Below are 17029 nucleotides of genomic sequence, written 5' to 3' on the forward strand. Positions count from 1 at the left end.
CGCCCCGCCCCCACCCCTCCCCCGACCTCTGAACTCCCGTACCACGACAGGCTCTTGTGACTGACCATCAGACGACTGCCCGGCGGTTCTCGACGGGCCGGTGGCGTCGGCTGCGCTCCCTGCGGGTGCGGCTGATCGCGGTGTTCGCGGCCGTCGCGCTGCTCGCCGCCGTCTCGGCCTCCGGCATCGCGTACTGGCTGAACCGCGACGCGGTGCTCAAGCGCGCCCAGGACACCGCGCTGAACGACTTCAGGGTCTCGCTCACCCGCAACGTCTCCGAGCTGCCGCTGAACGCCAGCTGCCCGGAGCTGGCGACGCTGGCGTCCAACGTGGCCAGCTCGGGGCTGACGTACGACGTGGTGGTCGTCGACCCGGCGCACCCGGAGTGCCCGGCCTCCTCCGACCCGGCGAACTTCACGCTGGCGGAGGTCCCGACCGCGCTGCAGTCCACCGTCGCCAAGCCGCGCGAGGTCACCGAGAACAACCCGTACCCGTACCACCTGTACTGGCAGCGGCAGAACCTGAACGGCCGGCCGTTCGTGATCGGCGGCACCAAGGTGGTGCCGAACGGCCCGACGGCGTACATGTTCAAGTCGCTGGAGAACGAGCGGGCCGACCTCAACACCCTGGGCTGGTCGCTGGCCATCGCGACGCTGCTCGCGCTGATCGGCTCGGCGCTGCTCGCCCAGGCCGCCTCGGCGACGGTGCTGCGGCCGGTCAAGCGGCTCGGGGATGCCGCCCGGCGGCTCGGGGAGGGGCACCTGGACACCCGGCTGGAGGTCGAGGGCTCGGACGAACTCGCCGACCTGGCGCGGACCTTCAACCGGGCCGCGGAGTCGCTGCACGAGCAGGTCGAGGAGCTGAGCGCGCGCGAGGCGCAGAGCCGGCGGTTCGTCGCCGACATGTCGCACGAGCTGCGCACCCCGCTGACCGCGATGACCGCCGTGACGGACATCCTGGAGGACGAGGCCGAGTCGCTGGACCCGATGATCGAGCCGGCCGTCCGGCTCGTGGTCAGCGAGACCCGCCGGCTGTCCGACCTGGTGGAGAACCTGATGGAGGTGACCCGCTTCGACGCCGGCACCGCCAGACTGGTCGCCGACGAGGTGGACATCGCCGACCTGATCATGTCCTGCATCGACGGGCGGGCCTGGTACGACGCGGTCGAGGTGGACGCCCCGCGCGGCATCCTGGCCGTGGTCGACCCGCGCCGGCTCGACGTGGTCTTCGCCAACCTGATCGGCAACGCGCTGAAGCACGGCGGCTCGCCGGTGCGGGTGAAGGTCCGCCAGGACGGGGAGTCGGTCGTGGTCGAGGTCTCCGACAGCGGCCCGGGCATCCCGGAGGACGTGCTGCCGCACGTCTTCGACCGCTTCTACAAGGCGGACCGGGGGCGGGCGCGCTCGGAGGGCAGCGGCCTCGGGCTGTCGATCGCGATGGCCAACGCGCAGATACACGGGGGAACGATCACGGCGGCGAACGGGGAGGTCGGCGCGGTGTTCACCCTGACCCTGCCGTCGGCCCCGCCGCCTCCGCCCTCCGCGGACGAGGCCGAGGGCGGCCCCGCCGGCGACGCCGCCCAGGACAAGGACGCCACGTGACCACCCCCACCGACACCGCCGCCCCCCGCACCGTCCTGCGCCGCGGCGCCGGCGTGCTGCTGCTGATCGCGCTGGCCTCCGGCTGCGGCATCCGGCCGACCGCCGTACCGGTCGACGCCGGCGCGCCCGCCAGCCGGACGGCCTGCCCGACCTCCCCGCACATACCGGCGGCGCTGGCCACCCCGCCGGGACCGGCCCCGACCATGACCCCGGCCCGCGGTGCCAAGGCGTCCGCGAGCCCGAGCCCGTCGCCCACCCCGGTGACGCCGGGCAGCCCGCCGCCGGACAACGTGTTCGGCGCGGTGCCGACGGCCTCGCCCTGCAAGTAGACCGCCGGGAAGGGCGCGGAGAGGGGCGGGGAGCGGGTTCGGGGGCGTGTTTGGGAATGTTCACGCCGGGTGTGGAACCGACGTGACGTCGGACCACGTCCTTCCCCCCGTGCAGCGAGATGGCACCAGGACACGCGACGAGCGTTCCGGCGCGGGGAACGAGAAGAGCCCGGCGGCGGCCGTCCACCGTCCCCTCCGACGGGCCGGACTGGCGGGCCTCACCGGCCATCTGGCGCTGGTCCTCTGGCTGGTGCTGAGACCGCTGCCGGTGGCCTGGGTGTACGACGCCAACCTGACGCCACTCGCCTCGCTCCGCTCCTCCAGCGGCTGGCAGGTGGTCGGCGAGCTCCTGCTGCTGGCCCCGCTCGGGGTCCTGCTGCCGCTGGCCGGCGGCCGGCTCCGGGCCCCCTGGCTGCCGTCCTTCCTGCGCACCACCGGCGTCTCCGCGCTGCTGGCGACCGCGCTGGAGTTCCTCTCCTCCTGGGCGCCCGGGCACGTCCTCAACGTGGACCACATCCTGCTCGCCGTGGTCGGCGTGGCCGTCGTCCACCTCGCGCTCGTCCCCGGGCTGCGGCACCTGCTGCGGGACCGGCGGCCGCGGGCGCCCCGGCTGACGGTGCTCTCCGTTCCGCCGGTGGCCGCCGCGTCGGCCGTGGCCGTGGCCCCGCTCGCGGCCGTCGCGCCCGCCGCCCGCCGGCGCGCCTACGCGGAGCCGACCCCGCCGGTCGGCTGAGCCGGGCGCGGGGCGCGGACCACCCGGCCGCCGACCTCGACCAGCCCGCCCGGACGCGGTCCGGCCAGCAGTTGCGAGCCCCGCCCCTGGGTGACGGTCAGCGCCCGGCCGAGGCGCGCGGCCAGCAGCAGGGCGGCCGCACCCGTCGCCTCGTCCTCGTCGATCCCGTCCCCGCGCCCGGGGAAGGCCCGGGCCCGCACGGTGCCGGCCGTCTCGTCCTGCCAGGCCCAGGCGTAGACCCACTCCCCCGGCGGCGGCACCTCCAGGGCCTCCACCTCGGCCGCCGAGCCGTACTGCCGCAGCGTGCGCGGCGGGGCCCACTCCGGGCGGGCCCCGATCCGGGTCAGCCCGCCCTCGCGCCGCACCGTCACCTCGCCGGCCGCCGTGACCAGCCGGTCCACCCCGAGCAGCCAGGCGGCGCCCACGCACGGGTGGCCGGCGAACGGCAGGCGCACCGACGGGGCGTAGATGTCGATCTCCCCGCGTTCCGGGTCGTCGACGAACACCGTCTCGCTGAAGCCGAGTTCGTGTGCGATCCGCTGCCGGTCCGCGCGCTCCGGCACGGCGGCGCCGTCGCGCACCACTCCGAGCGCGTTCCCGTGACTCCCGTCGGGCCCGCAAAAGACCCGCAGCACCTCAAACTCCGTCATTTCCCACCTCGTCCACTCCCGTTCCGGCACAGCGCAATGACACCGTGACGCAAAGGCGGAGGCGAATGTCCGCCGCCTCCAGTACTGTGCGCTCTCGTCCCCGAACGGTGCCCACCGTTTTCCGTCTTCCCCTCCCCAGGAAACCCCCTTGAACAATCTCGACTTCAGCGGCCAGCCACTCTTCTCCTGGTACGTCGTGCTGCTGGCGCTCAGCGGCGTCATCATGGTGGTCCTCGGGGCCGTCTCCGGCGGGCTGAAGGCCGGCCTGCGCGTCCTCAACGTGGTCGTCGGCCTCGGGCTCCTGGGGTACGCCTACTACCTGCTGTTCGTCTTCGAGGGCGGCACGTACACCATCTTCTTCAAGGTGTTCATCCTGCCGATCGGCATGATCGTCGCCTCGGTGAAGGCGATCGTCGAGCGCAGCAACGCCAAGCAGCAGCCCGCCCAGGCGGCGGCCCCGTTCGACCCCAACGCGCCGCAGGGGGCGTTCAACCCGGGCGCGCCGTTCAACCCCAACGCCCCGCAGGCCCCGTTCAACCCCAACGCCCCGCAGGCCCCGTTCAACCCGGCCGCCCAGCAGGCCCCGTACGCCCAGCAGCCGGGTGCGCCCGTCCCGCCGGTCGCACCGCAGGCCGCCCCGCCCGCGCCGCAGGGCGCCTCGCCGTACCAGCCGGGCGTCCCGCCGCAGCCGGTGGCGGACAACCCGTACGCACAGCCGCAGCCGCCGCGGAACCCGGCCGGCTGACGCGCCGCGCCCTCCGCGCGGACGCCGGAAGGCCCGTCCGTCACCCGCTGCCGAGCGGTGACGGACGGGCCTTCCGTCTTCGGGTCAGTTCCCGGTGCCGCTCCGCACGCGGTTGCGGCGCCACGCCACCACCAGGATGCCGAGGCCGAGGGCGATCGCGGTCGCACCGGTGATCGCCATCGGCTCCGTCGACGAGCCGCCGCCGGTGGAGGCCAGCCGGGGGTCAGCGGCCGGGGCCGCTGCGGCGACCACCGGTGAGCCGACCGCCGCCGGGCTCGGCGCCGCGGCGGTGGCCTGGGCGACCGGGACGACCGGGGCGCCGGCGGTCTCGGACTCGGTCGACACCGGGGCGACCGGGGCCGCGGAGGTGGGCCCCGGCGTCCGGGTGGCGCTGGGAGCCGCGGTCACGATCATGAAGTCGGCCTTCTGGCTGGACACCACGGTCGCGCTCTCGCCGGCACCGGGCAGGCTGCCCGCCATGGCCACCAGCGACTCGAGGCGGGCCGACGCGTCCCCGGTGAAGGACAGCCGGACGTTGATCGTGTGAGCCCCGCCCTTCGGCAGGGCGAACTCGTCCGAGCCCACGTCGCCGGGCCGGAGGTTCATGGAGAGCCAGGTCGGGTGCTCCGAGTTGCCCCCGGGACCGCCGGGCAGCCAGGCCCCGTCCGGCCCCTGGTACTCGAACCGGACCGTCTCGAAGGGGAGTTCGGTCACCCCCTGGAACACGACCGTGGGCATGACCCGGAGGTCCTTGCCGCTGGTGTTGGTGAAGACCAGTTTGAACGGCTTCGCCTCGCCGCCCGCCGTGAAGGTGGTGGGCACCCCGACGAGCCTGACGTCGGCCGCGGCGGCGGGCGTGGGCGCCGGCGTGGTCGGCGTGACCGACGGAGCGATCACCGTGTTCGTCCGCTCGCTCTGGGCGAAGCTGCTCCGCTGCTCCCGCGGCAGGGTGGGGTCCTCGACATCGGCGTTGAAGCCCAGGCTCACCCGGCCGGCCGGGGCCTCGGCGGCGACGGTGAGCCGCAGCCGGTAGACCGCCTCGGCGCCCGCCGCCAGGTGCAGTGTGGCCGACCGGTCGATCTCCCAGAAGGCGCCGACGCTCGCGGCGTTCACCGTGGCGTCCTGCCACGGCGCACCGCCGGGCGACCGGTACTCCAGCCTGAAGTGGCTCTGCCTGGTGCCGGCACCGGTGTCGCCGACGACGAAGGCGGAGGACAGCACGTCCACCTGGTGGTCGGCGGTGTTCCTGAGCCTCGCGGTGAACTCCACCGGCCCGCCACCCGCCTTGACGGTGGCGGGCGCGCCGCCGAGCACGACCGTGACCGGCGAGGGCTGGATCTGGGTGCCCCGCACGAGCGCGACGGCCTCCGAGGCGGCGAAGACGGTCGGGGCCTCGACGACGGCCAGGCCGGAGGCCAGCGAGACGGCGGCGGCCGCGGCCAGGAATCTGCGATGCCGCATGCGAAATCCAACCTCACGAGAGAATTCGGACAGAACCCAACAGGACGTGAAATCGCTTGCAGGAGAGGTTTTTCCACAACAAAGTCGGGCTTTTCGTCCGCCCCCCGGCCGACCGCGATCGGCAGCATCCTACCGAGCCCCGTCCGGGGGTCCGGACGGGCCCGGCCGGATATTCGGCCCGCCCCTCGGGGTGACCCTGAGGACGACCCCGACTTCCGGCTACGCCTCCCCGGTGACCCTTCGGGGTGGAGAATCACCTGCCGGGCGGAGGATCGGGAGCCGTCGGCGGCGGAGTATGGAAACAGCCCACCGGACCGGCCGGACCGGGCCGCCACCGCCGTAGGGAGAAAACCATGAGCGCCCGCCTCGCCCGTCCCCGCCGCAACCGTGTCATCGCCGGCGTCTGCGCCGGGATCGCCGAACGCTTCGGCCTGACCCCGTGGACCGTCCGGCTGATCTTCCTGCTCTCCTGCCTGCTGCCCGGCCCCCAGTTCCTGCTCTACCTGGCCCTCTGGGTGCTGCTCCCCCAGGAGCCGTGACGCACGGCGACGGGCCGCCCGCCCCGGGATCTCCGGGGCGGGCGGCCCGTCGCCGTGCGGTGCCTCAGCCGGTCAGGCCGGGGAGAGCCGGGAGGGTGCCGGCCAGCCCGCCGAGCGGGGTCTTGTCCAGCCCCGGGACGGTCGGGAGGGCGCCGCGCTGCTGGGTGACGCCGGCCAGCGGGGTGTCGCCGGCCGGGACGGCCTGGCCGACGCTCGGAGCGAGGGTGCCGAGCGTCTCGGTCACCTTGCCGGTGGCCGGCAGCTTGGCGGCGGTGTCGGCGACCGCGCTGCTCACGGCCGGGTTCGTCAACACCCCGGTGGGCAGCCCGAGGCCGCCGGCCGCCTGGCCGTCGGCCGCGGAGGCGGTACCGGCGCCGACCGCCGCGATGGCGATGCCGAGCGCCGCGGTGCCGGCGGCCTTGAGAGCCTGCTTCATGGTTGGTCCCCTTTGGGTCCTCGTCGGTGGCCGACTGCACGCTCGGAACCGGCGGACGGGCGGACCGCCGCCGCGACGTGTCGGCAATGACGGGCACACCGTAGTGAGCAGGTCGCGTGGGAACCAAAGGGCGTTCACTCACCCGAGTGAGTAGTCAGATGAACGCCAACTCCCTTGAGGGAGTGGGCCGTTCATCCGACCGTCCGGGCCGGGCCCGTCGCCCCGACGGCTCAGTTGCCGCCGGTGCCCGCACTGAACAGCCACTCCGCCTTCAGCTCGGCGTAGCCCGGCTTGATCACGTCGTTGATCATCGCCAGCCGCTCGTCGAAGGGCAGGAAGGCGGACTTCATCGCGTTCACCGTGAACCACTCCAGGTCACCCAGGGTGTAGCCGAAGGCGTCCACCACGTGGCCGAACTCCCGGCTCATGCTGGTACCGCTCATCAGCCGGTTGTCGGTGTTCACGGTGACCCGGAACTTCAGCCGGCTGAGCAGCCCGATCGGGTGCTCGGCGTACGAAGTGGCGGCACCGGTCTGGATGTTGGAGGTCGGGCACATCTCCAGCGGGATGCGCTTGTCGCGCACGTACGCGGCCAGCCGGCCGAGCTCGACCGTGCCGTCCTCGCCCACCGTGATGTCGTCGACGATCCGCACGCCGTGGCCGAGCCGGTCGGCGCCGCAGCACTGCAGGGCCTCCCAGATCGACGGCAGGCCGAAGGCCTCGCCCGCGTGGATGGTGAAGTGGTTGTTCTCGCCCTTGAGGTAGTCGAAGGCGGCCTGGTGGCGGGTGGGCGGGTAACCGGCCTCGGCACCGGCGATGTCGAAGCCGACCACGCCCCCGTCCCGGTGACGGTTGGCCAGTTCGGCGATCTCGGTGGAGCGCGCGGCGTGCCGCATCGCGGTCAGCAGGGTGCCGACGCGGATCCGGTGGCCGACCTCGCGGGCGTTGGCCTCGCCGAGGCGGAAGCCCTCCTGGACGGCCTCGACGACCTCGTCCAGGCTCAGCCCGGCCTCCAGGTGCTGCTCGGGGGCGTAGCGGACCTCGGCGTACACGACGCCGTCGGCGGCCAGGTCCTCGGCGCAGTCCGCGGCGACCTTGACCAGCGCCTCACGGGTCTGCATCACGGCGCAGGTGTGCGCGAAGGTCTCCAGGTAGCGGACCAGCGAGCCGGAGTCGGCGGCCTCACGGAACCACTCGCCGAGCTCCTTGGGGTCGGTGGTGGGCAGGCCCTGGTAGCCGCAGGCGGTGGCCAGTTCGACCACGGTCTCCGGGCGCAGCCCGCCGTCCAGGTGGTCGTGCAGGAGGACCTTCGGCGCGCGGCGGATCTGGTCGGCGGTGGGGATGCGCGGGCCGGTGCCCGCGGTGGTGACGGGGATCTGCTGTTCCATTGCGGAAATATAGCCCCTACGCGCGTAGACCGACCACCGCGAATACCACCGGATGGTCCAAACTCCATCCGGAATTCCACCGACCGGTCCATACGATCCACCAAAGCGCCACACCACCGCCGGGGACGGCGTCAGTCGTGCTGCAACAACCGCCCGCGCCGGGACAGCACGAAGTCCCGGAACGCCCGGGCCGGCGGGGTCAGCGGCCGCCCCGCCGCCCAGGCCAGCCCGACCGCCCGCCGGGGGCGCGGCGCCGTCACCTCCAGCTCCACCACCCCCGGCCGCGGCACCAGGGCCGGCGGCAGCAGCGCCACCCCCAGCCCGGCCGCCACCAGCCCGCGCAGCGTCTCCGCCTCCTCCCCCTCGAACGCCAGCCGGGGGACGAACCCGGCCTGCGCGCAGAAGCCGTCCGTGAGCACGCGCAGCCCGTACCCCGGCTCCAGCCCGACGAACGGCTCCTCGGCCACCTCCGCCAGCCGGATCCGCCGCCGCCCGGCCAGCCGGTGGTCCGCCGGGACGACCAGGTGCAGCAGCTGCTCGTCCAGCGGGCGGGCCGCGAACGCCGGGTCGTCCGGCAGCGGCGCCACCAGGCAGAGGTCCAACTCCCCGGCCCGCAGCCGCTCCAGCATCGCCGCGCCGTAGTCCTGCACCAGCTGGAACCGCACCCTCGGGTGCGCCGCGCGGAAGCCGCGCAGCAGCGCCGGCACCGCGTCCGGCCCCATCGTGTGCAGGAAGCCGAAGGCCACCAGGCCCACCTCCGGATCCGCCTCCGCCCGGGCCGCCGCCGCACCCCGCTCGACCTCGGCCAGCGCCCGCTCCACCGAGGCCAGCAGCAGCCGGCCCGCCCTGGTCAGCCGGACGGTACGGCCCTGACGGGCCAGCAGGCCGACCCCCAGCTCCTCCTCCAGCCGGGCCACCGCGCGCGACAGCGTCGGCTGCGGCACCCCGAGCAGCGCGGCCGCCTGGGTCACGTGCTCCAACCGGGCCACCGCCGCGAACTGCGCCAGCCGGGGCGCCAGCAGCGCGGCCGGCTCCTGAGGCCCCAACTCGGCCACCCGGTACCGCTGCTCGCCACCGTCCACCGCTTCCGGACCGGACATCCCGCCACCACCTCGACTCATGCGTCAGTGCATCGATCATCCACGGTTCATGCATTGGACGCATCAACGACGGCAGGCCTACGGTCGATGTCATGCAGCCCTCCGATACCAGGGCGTCCGTGACCTCCCCGGACGCCCCCGCCACCGCCCCCTCCCCCACCGCCACCGCGGACGACCGCCACCGCCCCGGCCAGCGCGCCTTCCGCCGCGCCAACCTCGCCCTGTTCGCCGCCGGGGTCGCGACCTTCGTCCTGCTCTACTCCACCCAGGGCCTGCTGCCGGTCCTCTCGGCCGATCTCGACCTCACCCCCGGCCAGGCCAGCTGGACCGCCTCCGCGGCCACCCTCGGCCTCGCCCTCGGGCTGCTCCCGGCCAGCGCGCTCTCCGACCGCCACGGCCGCACCGCGGTGATGACGGCCTCCACCCTCGCCGCCTCCGCGCTCGCCCTCGCGCTGCCCTTCGCGCCGGACCTCACCACCCTCGTCACCCTGCGGGTCCTCCAGGGCGTCGTCCTCGCCGGACTCCCGGCCACCGCCATGGCCTACCTCGCCGAGGAGGTCCACCCCAGCGCGCTGCCCTCCGCGATGGGCCTGTACGTGGCCGGCAACAGCATCGGCGGGATGGGCGGCCGGCTGCTCTCCGGCTGGACCGCCGCCGGGCTCGGCTGGCGCTGGGGCCTCGCCGCCTCCGCCGTCCTCGCCCTGCTCGCCACCCTCGCCTTCCGGCTGCTGATCCCCGCCGCCCGGCACTTCACCCCGGCCCCGGTGGACGCCCGCGCACTCGCCCGGACCGTCGGACGGCACCTGCGCAACCCGCTGCTGGTGCGGCTGTACGCGCTCGGGATGCTGTTCATGGCGGTGTTCGGCGCGGTCTACAACACCGTCGGCTACCGGCTGATCGCCGCGCCGTTCCACCTGCCGGAGTCGATCGCCGCCTCGATCTTCGTGGTCTACCTGGTCGGCACCGGCACCTCCGCCGCGGCCGGACGGCTCTCCGGCCGGCTCGGCCGACGCGGCGCCCTCTACGTCTCCATCGGCGTCACCGCCGCCGGCCTGCTGCTCTCCCTCGCCGGGTCCCTGCTCTGCGCGCTGCTCGGCCTGGTCCTGATCACCGCCGGCTTCTTCGCCGGCCACGCCACCGCCTCCTCCGCGGTCGGCCGCACCGCCACCGAGGGCCGCGCCCAGGCCTCCGCCCTCTACCTGATCGCCTACTACCTCGGCAACAGCCTCGGCGGCACCCTCGGCGCCGACGCCTACCACGCCACCGGCTGGCCCGGCGCCGCCACCGTCGGCCTCGTCGCCATGGCCCTCGCCACCGCCGTCACCCTCCACGCCACCCGCCGGGCCCACACGGCCCGTCGGACGGTCGCGAACGCTTGACAGCCGCCGCGGATACACTCCGGAACATGAGCATCGATCCTGCTGTGTACGCCCGGCTGCTCGAGATCGCGGATCAGCTGCCGAAGGTGCCGGGGATAGGGAAGATCGAGATCGCCGACGGCCAGATCGTCATGATGATGTCGCCGGTGAAGCGCCACGAACTCGCCGTACTGCGCCTCTCCCGACAGCTCAACGCCCAGCTGCCCGTCACTCACCCCGGCCACATCGCCTACCACGGTGCGGACCTCCAGGATCCGGGTCTCGGCCAACTGCGCAACCCGGACCTGATGGTGTTCCCCGAGGCGACCTTGGAGGGCGAGCAGCGGGCCGTCCTCCCCCACGAGGTTCTGCTGGTCGTGGAAATCGTCTCCAAGTCCAACCCGGAGAACGACTACCACGACAAGGTCCGCGACTACGCGGCCATGGGGATTCCGTTCTACCTGCTCGTCGATCCCCGTACGGGCACGGGCATCGTGCACTCGGAACCCGGTTACGAGGCCCGGGAGAAGTTCGCCTTCGGCGACCGGATCGCCGTCGGTCCCTGGACGATCGACACCAGCGGTCTGCTCACGTACGCCTGATCCGGCGCACGTGAGCAGACCTCAGGACCCTCAGGCGATGCGGTCGAGGACGATCGGGTTCGGCGTGAACGCCGTGCCCGCCGGGGCGACCACGACGGCGCCGGCCAGGGCCTCGACGGCGTAGTCGAAGCGCTCCGGGGTGTCGGTGTGCAGGGTCAGCAGGGGCTGGCCGGCCACCACGGTGTCGCCGGGCTTGGCGTGCATCTCGACGCCGGCGCCGGCCTGGACCGGGTCCTCCTTGCGGGCCCGGCCGGCGCCCAGGCGCCAGGCGCAGACGCCGACGGCGTAGGCGTCCAGCGTGGTGAGCACGCCGGAGGCGGGCGCCGGGATGACGTGCTGCTCGCGGGCGACCGGGAGCGGGGCGTCGACGTCGCCGCCCTGGGCGGCGATCATGCGGCGCCAGTGGTCCATCGCGGAGCCGTCCCGCAGGGCGTCCGCCGGGTCCTTGCCCCGCACGCCGGCCGCGGCGAGCATCTCGCGGGCGAGCGCGAGGGTCAGCTCGACGACGTCGGCCGGGCCGCCGCCGGCGAGCACCTCCAGGGACTCCCGGACCTCCAGCGCGTTGCCCGCGGTGAGGCCGAGCGGGGTGGACATGTCGGTGAGCAGGGCGACGGTGTTGACCCCGGCGGTGGTGCCCAGGCCGACCATGGTGCGGGCGAGTTCGCGGGCGTCGTCCAGGTTCTTCATGAACGCGCCGGAGCCGACCTTGACGTCCAGGACCAGCGCGCCGGTGCCCTCGGCGATCTTCTTCGACATGATCGAGGAGGCGATCAGCGGGATGGCCTCGACGGTGCCGGTGACGTCGCGCAGCGCGTACAGCTTCTTGTCGGCCGGCGCGAGGCCGTCGCCCGCCGCGCAGATCACCGCGCCGGCGTCGCGCAGCACGTCCATCATCTCGTCGTTGGAGAGCAGGGCGCGCCAGCCGGGGATGGACTCCAGCTTGTCCAGGGTGCCGCCGGTGTGGCCGAGGCCGCGGCCGGAGAGCTGCGGGACGGCGGCGCCGCAGGCGGCGACCAGCGGGGCGAGCGGCAGGGTGATCTTGTCGCCGACGCCGCCGGTGGAGTGCTTGTCGCTGGTGGGCAGCGGCAGCGAGGAGAAGTCCATCCGGACGCCGGAGCGGATCATGGCGTCGGTCCAGCGGCTGATCTCGCGCGGCTGCATCCCGTTCAGCAGGATCGCCATGGCCAGCGCGGACATCTGCTCGTCGGCGACCTCACCGCGGGTGTAGGCGTCGATGACCCAGTCGATCTGAGCGTCGCTCAGCTCTCCGCGATCGCGCTTGGTCCTGATGACGGAGATGGCGTCCATGCGTGCTCCAAGAGGGGTTTCAAAAGCGAAGAGTGTCGCGAGATGACCGGGTTCCGGCCCACTCGCGACACTCTACGCGCGTAACAGAAAGGGAGGCTAGAGCCGCTCCGGCCCGAACGCGTCGGGCAGGACCTCGCTCATCGGCTTGATGCCCGAGGGCAGTTCGATCAGCAGCCCGGGACCACCGTGCTCGTACAACAGCTGGCGGCAGCGCCCGCACGGCATCAGCAGCTCGCCGGCGCCGTCCACGCAGGTGAAGGCGACCAGCCGGCCGCCGCCGGAGGAGTGCAGCGCGGACACCAGCCCGCACTCGGCGCACAGCGCGAGCCCGTACGAGGCGTTCTCCACGTTGCAGCCGGTGACCACCCGGCCGTCGTCCACCAGCGCGGCCGCGCCGACCGGGAACCTGCTGTACGGCGCGTACGCGTGGCCCATGGCCTCGCGCGCCGCCGAGCGCAGCAGTTCCCAGTCGATCGCGGACGGCGCCGCGGCAGCGGAGGCGGTCACTTGCCCTGGCCCTTGCGGTAGATCTGGCCGTCCGCCTTCGGCATCCGCAGTCGCTGCGAGGCCAGCGAGAGCACCACCAGGGTGATCACGTACGGCGTGGCGACGATCAGCGGGCGCTGCACCTCGTCGGTGAGCGAGTACCAGGCGATCAGGCCGCCGGCCACCACGAAGGAGATCGCCGTCGCGGTGTACTTGCGGCGGTACAGCTGCCACAGCGCGAGCAGGATCATCGCGATGCCCACGGTCAGGATCAGCACGTGCACCGACTCCGGGTCGCGCAGCTGGAGGCTGTCGGTGAAGCCGAACAGGCCGGCGCCCATGGCGAGGCCGCCCGGCATCCAGTTGCCGAAGATCATCGCCGCGAGGCCGATGAAGCCGCGGCCGAGGGTCTGGCCGTCCTTGTAGAAGTGCGCCGCGACCAGCGAGAGGTACGCCCCGCCCAGGCCGGCGAAGGCGCCGGAGGCGACGACCGCGAGGTACTTGTACTTGTAGACGTTGACGCCCAGCGACTCGGCGGCGGTCGGGTTCTCGCCGCAGGAGCGCAACCGCAGGCCGAACACCGTGCGCCAGAGCGCGAAGTAGCTGACCACGATCAGCGCGCCGGCCAGCAGCACGACCACCGAGATGTTGGTGACCAGGCCGCCGAGCACGCCCGCGACGTCCGAGACGAAGAACCAGTGGTGGCTCTCGATGCTCTTCAGCCCGGAGGACAGGCCCGGGATGGTGATGTACGGCAGCGGGTCCGCCGGCGGGGACTGGTTCTGGCCGGCACCGACCGAGATGTAGTCCTTGTAGTAGATCCGGTTGACGTACGCGCAGATGCCGGGGATCAGCAGGTTGATGCCGACGCCGGAGACGATGTGGTCGACGCCGAAGGTGACGGTGACGACCGCGTGCAGCAGGCCGCCGAGCGCCCCGCCCAGCATGCCGGCCAGCAGGCCGACCCACGGGTTGACGAGGTAGCCCGCCCATGCGCCGCAGAAGGTGCCGGCGACCATCATGCCCTCGAGGCCGATGTTGACCACACCGGCCCGCTCGGACCAGAGACCGCCCAGACCGGCCATGCCGATCGGCACGGCGGCGCTGAGCGCGGCGGTGACCTGCCCGGAGGAGGTCAGCGAGTGGTTGCCGGTGGCCATGCCCACGGCGGAGAACAGCACCAGGGCGCCCGCGATCAGCAGGAGCACCACCGGCCAGGACAGCTTGCGCTTCTTCGCGGGTGCGCCCGACGCCTTCGGACGGGCAGCCGTTGCCGTGCTCATGCGGACACCTCCTTCTTCTCGGTGGCCGCGGCAGCCTGGGCGGCGAGCTGGGCGCCGACCTTCTGCTGCTGGCGCTTCAGGCCGTAGCGGCGCACCAGCTCGTACGCGACGACGACGCAGATGACGATGGTGCCCTTCATGACGTCGACGATCTCGAAGGGGAAGCCGCCCTTGAGCGGCAGCTGGGAGCCGGCGGCGTCCAGGAAGGCGAACAGCAGCGCCGCGAAGGCCATGCCGATCGGGCTGTTGCGGCCGAGCAGGGCGATCGAGATGCCCAGGAAGCCCAGGCCGGGCTGGAAGCTCTGGCCGAAGTAGTACGAGTTCTGCATCAGCTCGGGCAGGCCGATCAGACCGGCGATCGCACCGGAGACCGCCATCGAGATGATGACCATCTTCTTGACGTTGACGCCGGAGGCGGTCGCGGCGGACTCCGAGCGGCCGGTGGCGCGCAGGTCGAAGCCGAAGCGGGTGCGGGTCAGCACGACCTGGAAGACCACGCCGACCAGGGCGGCGATGAAGATGAAGCCCCAGAGGGTGCCACCGTTCGTCTCGAACGCGAAGAAGTGGCTGGACTGGGAGATCGGCTCGGTCTGGATCGAGTTGCTGGTGCCGCTGACCTTCGGCGCGAAGATGCCGGGGACGAGCAGCAGACCGATGATCGCGACCGCGATCGAGTTCAGCATGATGGTCGAGATGACCTCGCTGACGCCGCGGTAGACCTTCAGCAGACCGGCGATGCTCGCGTACAGGCCACCGACCAGCATGGCGGTGATCAGCAGCAGCGGGATCTGCAGGAAGGCCGGCAGGTCGAGCTGGGCGCCGACGAAGGCCGCGAACAGCGCCGCGACCTTGTACTGGCCCTCGACGCCGATGTTGAACAGGTTCATCCGGAACCCGAACGCGGCGGCCGCGGCGGCCAGGTAGTACGTGGTGGAGCGGTTGAGGATGTTCACCTGGCCGTCCGCCTTGGTGGCGTACGTGACCATCACGTCCCAGGCGTCGAACGGGTTCTTGCCCGAGGTCGCCAACAGGACGGAACAGATCACGACGGACAGCAGGACGGCGAGCACCGGCGCCGCCAGCGCGAGCACGATCCGCTCACCGCTGAACCGCTGCGCCAGGCCGGGCTTGGCCGCGGCGGGGTTGGGACTGGTCATGGGTTACTCCCCCGCCTGCGGGTCGTCGGCGGTGTCGGTGGGCTGGTGCCCGGACTCGGCCTCGGTGCCCTCGGCCGCGACGGCCTGCGCCTCGGCGACGACCTCCGGCTCGGACTCCAGGTGGCCGCTGGCGGCACCGGTCATCGCGGTGCCGAGGTCCTCGGCGGTGACGGTGGCCGGGTCGGCGTCGGCGACCAGGCGGCCGCGGTAGATCACCCGGATGGTGTCGGACAGGCCGATCAGCTCGTCCAGGTCCGCGGAGATCAGCAGGACGGCCAGGCCGGCCCGCTGGGCGACCCGGATGTGCTCCCAGATCTGCGCCTGCGCGCCGACGTCCACACCGCGGGTGGGGTGGGCGGCGATCAGCAGCTTGGGCTGGTGGCTCATCTCGCGGCCGATGATCAGCTTCTGCTGGTTGCCGCCGGAGAGCGAGGCCGCGGTGACCTCGATGCCGGGAGTGCGGACGTCGTACTCCTCGACGATCCGCCAGGTGTCCGTACGGGCGGCGGCCGGGTCCAGCAGCACGCCCTTGGAGTTGGGCTCCTCGGTGACGTGGCCGAGGATGCGGTTCTCCCAGAGCGGGGCCTCCAGCAGCAGGCCGTGCTTGTGGCGGTCCTCGGGGATGTAGCCGATGCCGGCCTCGCGGCGGGCCCGGGTCTGGCTGCCGGAGAGGTCCTTGCCGTCCAGGGTGACGGTGCCGGCGTTCAGCGGCAGCATCCCCATGATGGCCTCGACCAGCTCGGCCTGGCCGTTGCCCTCGACACCGGCGATGCCGAGGATCTCGCCCTTGTGGATGCGCAGCGAGATGTCGTCCAGGACGACGCGCTCGATGCCCTCGGCGTCGGTCTTGGCGATCCGCAGGTCCTCGACGTCGAGCATCACGGTCTCGGTGACGGTCGACTCGCGGCTCTCCGGGGAGGGCAGCTCGGCGCCGACCATCAGCTCGGCGAGCTGGCGGGCGGTGACGGCCTTCGGGTCGGCGTCGCCGACCGTGGTGCCGCGCCGGATGACGCTGATCGCGTCGGCCACCGCCAGCACCTCGTGCAGCTTGTGCGAGATGAAGATGACGGTGACGCCCTCGGACTTGAGGTCGCGCAGGTTGTCGAAGAGCGCGTCGACCTCCTGCGGGACGAGCACGGCCGTGGGCTCGTCGAGGATCAGGATCTTGGCGCCGCGGTACAGCACCTTGAGGATCTCGACGCGCTGGCGGTCGGCGACGCCGAGGTCCTCGACCAGGGCGTCCGGGCGCACGCCCAGGCCGTACTGGTCGGAGATCTCCTTGATCTTCGCCTTCGCCTTGGCGCCGATGCCGTGGAGCTTCTCGCCGCCGAGGACGACGTTCTCCCACACCGTGAGGTTGTCGGCGAGCATGAAGTGCTGGTGCACCATGCCGACGCCGCGGGAGATGGCGTCACCGGGGGTGTTGAACTCGCACAGCTCGCCGTTGATCGCGATGGTGCCCTCGTCCGGCTTCTGCATGCCGTAGAGGATCTTCATCAGCGTCGACTTGCCGGCGCCGTTCTCGCCCATCAGGGCGTGCACGGTGCCGGTGCGGACGGTGAGGTTGATGTCGTGGTTGGCCACGACACCCGGGAAGCGCTTGGTGATGCCGCGCAGTTCGACGGCCGGTGTCGCCGTCCCCGCGCTGGGGGTGCCGTCCTTGCGCAGGGGGACGGGGTCGGATGCGGTGATGGCGATCTCCTGGTGGTCTGGAGGCGCGTCGTTGCGCACGGAGGGCCAAGGGGGAACGTGGAGACGGAACGGGGCCCGGGGGTACGCGTTGAGCGCACCCTGCCGGGCCCCTCCCGTGAACTGTGTGGTTGCACCGCGCTGCCGGGCAGGCGACAGGCGCT

General features: G+C 72.8%; 17 protein-coding genes. 7 read left to right on the forward strand and 10 right to left on the reverse strand.

Features of this window, described 5'->3' with window-relative positions; all coding sequences use genetic code 11:
* The first annotated feature begins 56 nt into the window (after nt 1–56).
* The 3 genes from ACIQ87_RS25130 to ACIQ87_RS25140 all read left to right on the forward strand — a co-directional run bounded on the left by ACIQ87_RS25130 (nt 57) and on the right by ACIQ87_RS25140 (nt 2663).
* On the forward strand, nt 57–1601 hold the full coding sequence (locus ACIQ87_RS25130) for an ATP-binding protein (protein ID WP_402410281.1): 1545 nt from the start codon (nt 57–59) through the stop codon (nt 1599–1601).
* A complete protein-coding gene (locus ACIQ87_RS25135; RefSeq protein WP_402410283.1) occupies nt 1598–1930 on the forward strand; it encodes a hypothetical protein in 333 nt (110 codons plus the stop codon). The genes ACIQ87_RS25130 and ACIQ87_RS25135 overlap by 4 nt, the downstream gene beginning before the upstream one ends.
* 109 nt (nt 1931–2039) lie before the next feature.
* On the forward strand, nt 2040–2663 hold the full coding sequence (locus ACIQ87_RS25140) for a VanZ family protein (protein WP_402410285.1): 624 nt from the start codon (nt 2040–2042) through the stop codon (nt 2661–2663).
* On the opposite strand, the gene ACIQ87_RS25145 is transcribed toward ACIQ87_RS25140, so the two are convergent.
* Nucleotides 2633–3313 (reverse strand): PhzF family phenazine biosynthesis protein, encoded by a 681-nt coding sequence (locus tag ACIQ87_RS25145; protein WP_402410287.1) that lies wholly within the window; start codon nt 3311–3313, stop codon nt 2633–2635. The genes ACIQ87_RS25140 and ACIQ87_RS25145 overlap by 31 nt on opposite strands.
* 148 nt (nt 3314–3461) lie before the next feature.
* Here ACIQ87_RS25145 and ACIQ87_RS25150 point away from each other — a divergent pair, with 148 nt between their 5' ends.
* Nucleotides 3462–4058, forward strand: a complete 597-nt coding sequence (locus tag ACIQ87_RS25150; RefSeq protein WP_402410289.1) for a hypothetical protein — start codon at nt 3462–3464, stop codon at nt 4056–4058.
* An 84-nt stretch (nt 4059–4142) separates the two neighbouring features.
* On the opposite strand, the gene ACIQ87_RS25155 is transcribed toward ACIQ87_RS25150, so the two are convergent.
* Nucleotides 4143–5519: a hypothetical protein gene (locus ACIQ87_RS25155; RefSeq protein WP_402410291.1), complete on the reverse strand. Its 1377-nt coding sequence runs from the start codon at nt 5517–5519 to the stop codon at nt 4143–4145.
* 353 nt (nt 5520–5872) lie between these two features.
* Between ACIQ87_RS25155 and ACIQ87_RS25160 the strand changes: the two genes are divergently transcribed.
* Nucleotides 5873–6058 (forward strand): PspC domain-containing protein, encoded by a 186-nt coding sequence (locus ACIQ87_RS25160; RefSeq protein ID WP_402410293.1) that lies wholly within the window; start codon nt 5873–5875, stop codon nt 6056–6058.
* A gap of 64 nt (nt 6059–6122) precedes the next feature.
* On the opposite strand, the gene ACIQ87_RS25165 is transcribed toward ACIQ87_RS25160, so the two are convergent.
* From ACIQ87_RS25165 to ACIQ87_RS25175, 3 genes are all read right to left on the reverse strand, one after another.
* Nucleotides 6123–6494, reverse strand: a complete 372-nt coding sequence (locus ACIQ87_RS25165) for an ATP-binding protein (protein WP_402410295.1) — start codon at nt 6492–6494, stop codon at nt 6123–6125.
* 230 nt (nt 6495–6724) lie between these two features.
* Complete coding sequence (locus ACIQ87_RS25170; RefSeq protein WP_402410297.1) at nt 6725–7882, reverse strand: adenosine deaminase; 1158 nt, start codon at nt 7880–7882, stop codon at nt 6725–6727.
* 131 nt (nt 7883–8013) lie between these two features.
* Nucleotides 8014–8982, reverse strand: coding sequence for a LysR family transcriptional regulator (locus ACIQ87_RS25175; protein WP_402410299.1), 969 nt, complete (start codon nt 8980–8982; stop codon nt 8014–8016).
* A gap of 92 nt (nt 8983–9074) precedes the next feature.
* Here ACIQ87_RS25175 and ACIQ87_RS25180 point away from each other — a divergent pair, with 92 nt between their 5' ends.
* On the forward strand, nt 9075–10361 hold the full coding sequence (locus ACIQ87_RS25180) for an MFS transporter (RefSeq protein ID WP_402410301.1): 1287 nt from the start codon (nt 9075–9077) through the stop codon (nt 10359–10361).
* Nucleotides 10362–10387: 26 nt separating this feature from the next.
* Complete coding sequence (locus tag ACIQ87_RS25185) at nt 10388–10942, forward strand: Uma2 family endonuclease (protein ID WP_402410303.1); 555 nt, start codon at nt 10388–10390, stop codon at nt 10940–10942.
* Between the two features lie 30 nt (nt 10943–10972).
* Here the strand turns inward: ACIQ87_RS25185 and ACIQ87_RS25190 are convergent, their stop codons facing one another.
* From ACIQ87_RS25190 to ACIQ87_RS25210, 5 genes are all read right to left on the reverse strand, one after another.
* On the reverse strand, nt 10973–12250 hold the full coding sequence (locus tag ACIQ87_RS25190; RefSeq protein ID WP_402410305.1) for a thymidine phosphorylase: 1278 nt from the start codon (nt 12248–12250) through the stop codon (nt 10973–10975).
* 96 nt (nt 12251–12346) lie between these two features.
* Entirely contained in the window at nt 12347–12757 is a 411-nt protein-coding gene (locus ACIQ87_RS25195; RefSeq protein WP_402410307.1) for a cytidine deaminase, read from the reverse strand.
* On the reverse strand, nt 12754–14019 hold the full coding sequence (locus ACIQ87_RS25200) for an ABC transporter permease (RefSeq protein ID WP_402410308.1): 1266 nt from the start codon (nt 14017–14019) through the stop codon (nt 12754–12756). Before ACIQ87_RS25200 ends, ACIQ87_RS25195 begins: the two co-directional genes overlap by 4 nt.
* A complete protein-coding gene (locus ACIQ87_RS25205) occupies nt 14016–15176 on the reverse strand; it encodes an ABC transporter permease (protein WP_402410309.1) in 1161 nt (386 codons plus the stop codon). The genes ACIQ87_RS25200 and ACIQ87_RS25205 overlap by 4 nt, the downstream gene beginning before the upstream one ends.
* Nucleotides 15177–15179: 3 nt before the next feature.
* On the reverse strand, nt 15180–16706 hold the full coding sequence (locus ACIQ87_RS25210) for an ABC transporter ATP-binding protein (RefSeq protein ID WP_402410354.1): 1527 nt from the start codon (nt 16704–16706) through the stop codon (nt 15180–15182).
* Between the last annotated feature and the right edge of the window lie 323 nt (nt 16707–17029).

This window comes from Kitasatospora sp. NPDC096204, assembly GCF_044763205.1.
In the GTDB taxonomy this organism is placed as follows: Bacteria; Actinomycetota; Actinomycetes; order Streptomycetales; family Streptomycetaceae; genus Kitasatospora.

What these genes read in the sequence shown, in the direction of transcription:
- ACIQ87_RS25145 (WP_402410287.1), bottom strand. Translation starts at nt 3,313, where the DNA reads ATGACGGAGTTTGAGGTGCTGCGGGTCTTTTGCGGGCCCGACGGGAGT.
- ACIQ87_RS25155 (WP_402410291.1), bottom strand. Translation starts at nt 5,519, where the DNA reads ATGCGGCATCGCAGATTCCTGGCCGCGGCCGCCGCCGTCTCGCTGGCC.
- ACIQ87_RS25160 (WP_402410293.1), top strand. Translation starts at nt 5,873, where the DNA reads ATGAGCGCCCGCCTCGCCCGTCCCCGCCGCAACCGTGTCATCGCCGGC.
- ACIQ87_RS25165 (WP_402410295.1), bottom strand. Translation starts at nt 6,494, where the DNA reads ATGAAGCAGGCTCTCAAGGCCGCCGGCACCGCGGCGCTCGGCATCGCC.
- ACIQ87_RS25170 (WP_402410297.1), bottom strand. Translation starts at nt 7,882, where the DNA reads ATGGAACAGCAGATCCCCGTCACCACCGCGGGCACCGGCCCGCGCATC.
- ACIQ87_RS25175 (WP_402410299.1), bottom strand. Translation starts at nt 8,982, where the DNA reads ATGTCCGGTCCGGAAGCGGTGGACGGTGGCGAGCAGCGGTACCGGGTG.
- ACIQ87_RS25180 (WP_402410301.1), top strand. Translation starts at nt 9,075, where the DNA reads ATGCAGCCCTCCGATACCAGGGCGTCCGTGACCTCCCCGGACGCCCCC.
- ACIQ87_RS25185 (WP_402410303.1), top strand. Translation starts at nt 10,388, where the DNA reads ATGAGCATCGATCCTGCTGTGTACGCCCGGCTGCTCGAGATCGCGGAT.
- ACIQ87_RS25190 (WP_402410305.1), bottom strand. Translation starts at nt 12,250, where the DNA reads ATGGACGCCATCTCCGTCATCAGGACCAAGCGCGATCGCGGAGAGCTG.
- ACIQ87_RS25200 (WP_402410308.1), bottom strand. Translation starts at nt 14,019, where the DNA reads ATGAGCACGGCAACGGCTGCCCGTCCGAAGGCGTCGGGCGCACCCGCG.
- ACIQ87_RS25205 (WP_402410309.1), bottom strand. Translation starts at nt 15,176, where the DNA reads ATGACCAGTCCCAACCCCGCCGCGGCCAAGCCCGGCCTGGCGCAGCGG.
- ACIQ87_RS25210 (WP_402410354.1), bottom strand. Translation starts at nt 16,706, where the DNA reads ATGGGCGAGAACGGCGCCGGCAAGTCGACGCTGATGAAGATCCTCTAC.